This is a genomic window from Endozoicomonas sp. SESOKO4 (genome assembly GCF_024606275.1).
The window spans coordinates 1-2,113 of sequence record NZ_JAHHPS010000218.1 but is presented as its reverse complement, the minus strand read 5'-3'; the positions used below and the strand labels follow the sequence as shown (position 1 = coordinate 2,113).

Below are 2,113 nucleotides of genomic sequence, written 5' to 3'. Positions count from 1 at the left end.
TCTCTATCCCGGGTGGTGCTGACTTGAGTATAATCTTAACCTGTTTGTCATTGGCCAAGACTCTGAAAGACAACGGTGTACTTTTAGGCAGCTCGCCGGTTTTTCTAGCCAGGGCTGCGACGTCCAGAGCACTCAGGTAAAAAGGCAACACCTTCTCTACTGTTTCGGCCAGATTGCTGAGAATCAGAGCGTTAGCCATTAGCGCAGGTGCGTAAGTCGGTGTTGCGTAGTCGGTGGTCTGAAGCTGAGACTGAACATGATCGACCCAGCGTTTCTTTTGCTCTTTGGGCAACGTGCTGAAGGCTTTCAGCAACAGACTGCCTTCTTCCGGAGTAAACAATCTCATCATTGCAGCCAGAGCACCCAGAGCTTCGACTTCCTGAGTAGACAGCCCTTTATCGTTCGAGAGCTTCAGCCACTGGGCTCGCGCCGTCAGATAGGCAGGAATGGGATTAAAATCCGGATCTTTCTGAAGCTTGTCCAGTTCGACCTTGATCTGGTTCATTGCCCGGAAGGTATTCTCCGTCAGGTACAGGGAGCCTTTGGCACTGACATGCCCCCTGAAGCCGGCAATGTTATCTACCCAGTAGGCATACCAGAGGCTCAGGTCTCCAGGCTTCAGTTTGCCACTGCGAAAGCCCTCTTTCAGAGTGCTGTACATATTGAGTGAACCTTCGTTGTACATCATATGTCGCAGATGACTGTCTGACAGGAACACGATGGTGAATTTGTGACCGTCGGAACGGTATTTTCTGGCAATTTCTTTTGCCAGCGGGTAAATGCTGGTGGCTTTATCAGCGGTTACCGCAAGGAACCGAGTACTGTCTTCCGGTAGTTTGGTATCAAGAACTACCGACGCTCGCTCCCTGGCAGTTGGTGACAGGGTGACGGCACTGATTAACGCTGCGGCAGCCAGTGTTTCGTAAGACTCCTCATCGAGCCCGCGAATCAGCCCAGACAATTGGTTGAAGTGCTGAAGGCTCAGGACCGGCACAGCCAGATCTTTCTGGGGCAGAATGAAGGCATCGTAGTCCTTTTCTGTACCGGACTTCAGCAACTGGAGTGAATAAAGGCGGGACAGGGCACGAGGGATTTCCCAGTGTATGTCAGAGGGTAGCCGGTCCGCCGACATTTCCGGGGTGGCAACAGGGTTATCCATGACCCAGCTTAGCTGCTCAATCTGGCTACTGGTAATGTTCAGATCCTTGCCATAGGTGACACGAATGTATTCTCTGATCAGGTCGATGGCTTCATTGGCCTGAGCCTGCCAGCCAGTCAGAATCAGCAGTAAGAGTAAAAGAGGCTTCAGAAGTGTTTTCATAACTGAAAGGGCAATTGACCAAATGCCTAAGCATAGCAACAGGTATGAAGTTTGCTCCGAAGTTTTTGGATCCGGTTATGAAAATTTCGTCAAAAAACCTGCGTTGACTCTACCTATAGTTTTATATGAATATTTTAGGAACAGGGCACTATTCAGGAGAGGGTCGACATGGCGGACACCAGAGAGACCATCCGATCATTGTTTGATCGGCAGGCTGAAAACTACATTCAGCAGGACAGTGCTGGTATGCTGGGTCATTATGCACCGGAAGACGACCTGCTGTTCTGGAGCTCAGAAGGTGCTCAGATTAACGGTCATGAAGCTCTGAAATTCTGGTATGAAACCCTCTTCAACCAGTTCGAAATCCTGTCCGTCAAATACCGGATAGAGTCTGCCTGGGAAGGACCAGATCAGATTTCCTGCTGCAGTACCTGGCAGTTAGAAACCCGGCTCAGGGATGTAGAGTGGGCGGTGGTAGAACTACAGTTTCTGAGGGCGACACATATTTTGAGACAGTATCAGGGAGCATGGAAAATAGCTCATATCCACTCCTCTCCCATTGGTCAGGCCTCAGCCGATTTTCCCGCCAGCTGACGATCCCTGAAGAAGATAGGCATTCTTGTACTAGTCTTGAGTCACTCCACTTTTTAACCGTTCTGGTTGGGGCATGGGGCAGCGGGCTTTTCCCTGACTAACAGCAGTCAAATAAAATTGCAACAATCGCAAAATCAATTACGCTAGCAGCCTGTCGGACTCAAGGCTGTCCTACTGCGGTTGCAATAAATTGGTCTA

General features: G+C 50.0%; 2 protein-coding genes. One reads left to right on the top strand and one right to left on the bottom strand.

The window, feature by feature from the left end; genetic code table 11:
* The coding region (locus KDK16_RS04225) for a hypothetical protein (protein ID WP_257274808.1) at positions 1 to 1,321 on the bottom strand (1,321 nt) is incomplete at its 3' end.
* Between the two features lie 168 nt (positions 1,322 to 1,489).
* Between KDK16_RS04225 and KDK16_RS04220 the strand changes: the two genes are divergently transcribed.
* Positions 1,490 to 1,915, top strand: coding sequence for a nuclear transport factor 2 family protein (locus tag KDK16_RS04220; protein ID WP_257274807.1), 426 nt, complete (start codon positions 1,490 to 1,492; stop codon positions 1,913 to 1,915).
* Positions 1,916 to 2,113 lie beyond the last annotated feature (198 nt).

What these genes read in the sequence shown, in the direction of transcription:
- KDK16_RS04220 (WP_257274807.1), top strand. Translation starts at nt 1,490, where the DNA reads ATGGCGGACACCAGAGAGACCATCCGATCATTGTTTGATCGGCAGGCT.